The following is a 3008-nucleotide window of genomic DNA, read 5'->3' on the forward strand; positions in this document are numbered from 1 at the left end:
CGCGCCGGACGCTTGAGCAATTTGAGGGCTCCGCGCCCGGCGCGCTTGCCCAAAACGAAACCGAAGACTATGAAAACCAGACCCGCAGACTCTCGTTATGAATGAGGGAGCCTCGGGGGGCAGGTCACCGGGTAAGGCAGATCTTGCAAACACTCGAACTTGATCCAGACCAGATGTACAACCGTCTCCCGCACGAACTCTCGGGCGGTCAGAAACAACGGGTCTGTATCGGGCGAGCGCTTGCGGCCAAGCCAAAGGTAATCATATGCGACGAAGTGACGAGTGCGCTTGACCAAGTAGTCGCCGAAGGCATCCTGAAGACGCTGGTGCGAATCCAGCAAGAATTCGGTGTGTCCTATGTCGTGATCACGCACGATATTGGATTAGTGCAGGCGATCGCGGATGAGGTGGTCGTTCTCAAGTCCGGCAACATTATTGAGGCAGGCTCCAAGAGTCAGGTCCTCAGCCCGCCCTTCGCCGAGTACACACAGTTGCTGCTGGCTTCCACGCCAGAAATGGACCCCGACTGGCTCACAAATCTACTTCATGCCCGGGCAGGCGAAAAGCTCGCCAACGAGTCGCTTTAGGCAACCTGACCGGTGCCGCGTTTCCCTGACCGAGCTCAATCAGAAGGGTGGCGCATCGGTCGGCTACGAACCGGGCCCCTACATGCCCGAAGCAGAGTCCTGGTGCGAACGCTTCACCGACTGGTACTGCGATGAGGCGCGGGACTTCTTTCGGCAGATAGCGCCGACCCGAGCACCTGAGGCCGTAGACGCGTGACAAGCAACCCGGCCGATTAAGAGTGAGAGGCAGGCCTGATCGCCTTCCCCTCACTGACAATCCGCACCAAAACTGGTGTCCGGGCTTCCCGAAATTACCAACCCCAGCTCATATGCCCAAACTCATGCCGCGCGAAAACATAATCATGTGTCATTGCCCGCACGCCTCAATAGCATCTGTCGGAACAGGGCATTCTGCAGGAGATAAATCGCAATGACTGAGCCTCGCTTTTACGACCGCGACACGGAGACGATGTCGCGAGATGAACTGGATGCCATGCAGCTTCAGAAGCTTCTTGCGATGCTGGAACACGTTGCGAAAACCAACCCTTTCTACATCAATCTTTGGAAAGAAGCGGGTATCGACGTTTCGAAGATCAAGACTTTTGAAGATTTCCGCATGCTTCCCATGATGGAGAAGTCGCATATCGTCGCGGATCAGAATGCCCACCCGCCCTTCGGGACGCGCTCGGGCAGCATCAACAACAATCTGGGTCGCACCGACCTGTACACGACCAGCGGAACCAGCGGCCAAGGCAAAGAATTGCACGCCTGCAGTTTGCGCGAACTGAAGGCGATGGAGGAAATCTATCGCTACGGCATGGCCTGGGCTGGCATGGCGCCCGGAGACATTGTGCTACTGACCCTGCCGATCACCATGCTGGCCGGTGGCCGGGTCGAATATCAGGGCGCCATTGCGGCAGACCTGACTGTTCTGCCCGTCGGAAACTATGACGCAGCCAGCAAGGTTGATTACATCCGCCGCTTCAATCCCAAGGCGCTTTTCGGCAGCACCTCTTACTTCGGCACGCTGGCCACCAAGATGGGGGACGAAGTGCGCCAGAGCAGTGTCACCACCTTGCTGACCGGGCTAGAGGGAGCGAGCCTGCCATTCCTCAAATCGATCGAAGAGATGTGGGGCGCCAAGGCCTATGACCGTTTCGGCTGCGCAAGCATGCGAGCCGATTTCATGTGGTCGGACGAGAACGGTATCGGTGAGCCGGGCCGCCCCGGTTCGTTGCTGAACATCGACCCCTTCGTCCTGCTGGAGGTCGTCGATCCCGACACGGGCCTGCCGGTGGCCGATGGTGAGTTTGGCGAGTTGGTCATCACCAGCCTTTACCATTTCGACAATCCGGTGATCCGCAACCGCGTCCGCGATGGCGCGGTATTCCAGAAGGGTGGCCGAAAGGGTTCGATCCGCAATTTCCATGGTGTGGAGATGGCCTCGATCAGCCGGATCGACGACGTGAAGAAGGTCAAGGGCATCAACATCTTCCCGCAAGCGGTGGACGATCTGGTGTTCTCCTGGCCGGAGATCGAACAATATGAGGTCATCCTCACCCGTACTGCGGCCTTTGTAGATGTCGCGACGTTGCGCTTGCAACTGCGCGAAGGCGTTTCGGGCCTGACGCCCGACCACATCGTCGCGCGCGGAAAAGAAGCGGTGAAGAGCCGTTTGGGCATTTATTTCGACATCGAAATCGTGCCGCGCATCGAAGTGAGCGACTACAAGGCGCGGCGCTGGAGAGACCTTCGCTGAAGCCAGTCAAACGTGGTGTACCCTATCTCAACGGGATGCACCGGAGATTGGCCATGTGAGCCGGGAAGTGATACCTAAACCCTATGCTACCGGGGAACAACTTCGGTCAGCCCTCTCATCTGGGTGCGATTACGCAACAGTCTTTACCTGTGAACAAAATGGCGCAAGAAATCAGGCTCCCAAACCTGCGGGATGTGCGTGCCGCTTGCGCCATTATCCGCCCACATATCTCTAAAGTCGAACGTGATGATCTGAGGCAAGCCTCTGTCTGCATAACTGTCTGCGGCGAAATCGATCCACTGATCACGCTGATTGAAAGGGCTGCCCATCTACGCAGCCACGCCGGTCAGTGGGGACTTCCGGGCGGCCGGCGAGACCCAGGGGAAACGTGCGAGCAGGCAGCATGCAGAGAACTTGAGGAAGAGATGGGCGTTCGTCAGGCCGACGTCTTGGTCGAAGGCCGCTTGGATGACTATGTAACAAGGTCGGGCTACGTCATGTCGCCCGTGGTTGTCTCCTATCCCTCACGCGGCACAGCTTCAGACGAACAAACGCTGCTCGGTACAGCGCAAGCTGATCCGGCATCCTGAACTGTGCAAGACTGTTGTGGCAAAGATCAAACTGGGCTGGACACCAGAGCAGATTGGCAATCGGATGATCTATGAAGGTGCTAAGCTGCGAGT

At 57.7% G+C, this 3008-nt stretch carries 3 protein-coding genes; all 3 read left to right on the forward strand.

What is annotated here, in order from left to right:
• Positions 1-101 precede the first annotated feature (101 nt).
• The 3 genes from KPG71_RS19490 to KPG71_RS19890 all read left to right on the forward strand — a co-directional run bounded on the left by KPG71_RS19490 (position 102) and on the right by KPG71_RS19890 (position 2915).
• Positions 102-587 carry an ABC transporter ATP-binding protein gene (locus KPG71_RS19490; protein ID WP_216340409.1) on the forward strand — a complete coding sequence of 162 codons (486 nt, stop codon included), beginning with the start codon at positions 102-104 and terminating at the stop codon, positions 585-587.
• Positions 588-996: 409 nt separating this feature from the next.
• Positions 997-2325, forward strand: coding sequence for a phenylacetate--CoA ligase family protein (locus KPG71_RS19495; protein ID WP_216340411.1), 1329 nt, complete (start codon positions 997-999; stop codon positions 2323-2325).
• Between the two features lie 158 nt (positions 2326-2483).
• Positions 2484-2915, forward strand: coding sequence for a CoA pyrophosphatase (locus KPG71_RS19890; RefSeq protein ID WP_216340413.1), 432 nt, complete (start codon positions 2484-2486; stop codon positions 2913-2915).
• Positions 2916-3008 lie beyond the last annotated feature (93 nt).

The sequence above is a fragment of the Roseovarius sp. PS-C2 genome, from assembly GCF_018862045.1.
Taxonomy (GTDB): Bacteria; Pseudomonadota; Alphaproteobacteria; order Rhodobacterales; family Rhodobacteraceae; genus Roseovarius.

Coding starts and splice junctions, on each gene's coding strand:
- KPG71_RS19490 (WP_216340409.1), top strand. CDS start 102: ATGAGGGAGCCTCGGGGGGCAGGTCACCGGGTAAGGCAGATCTTGCAA.
- KPG71_RS19495 (WP_216340411.1), top strand. CDS start 997: ATGACTGAGCCTCGCTTTTACGACCGCGACACGGAGACGATGTCGCGA.
- KPG71_RS19890 (WP_216340413.1), top strand. CDS start 2,484: ATGGCGCAAGAAATCAGGCTCCCAAACCTGCGGGATGTGCGTGCCGCT.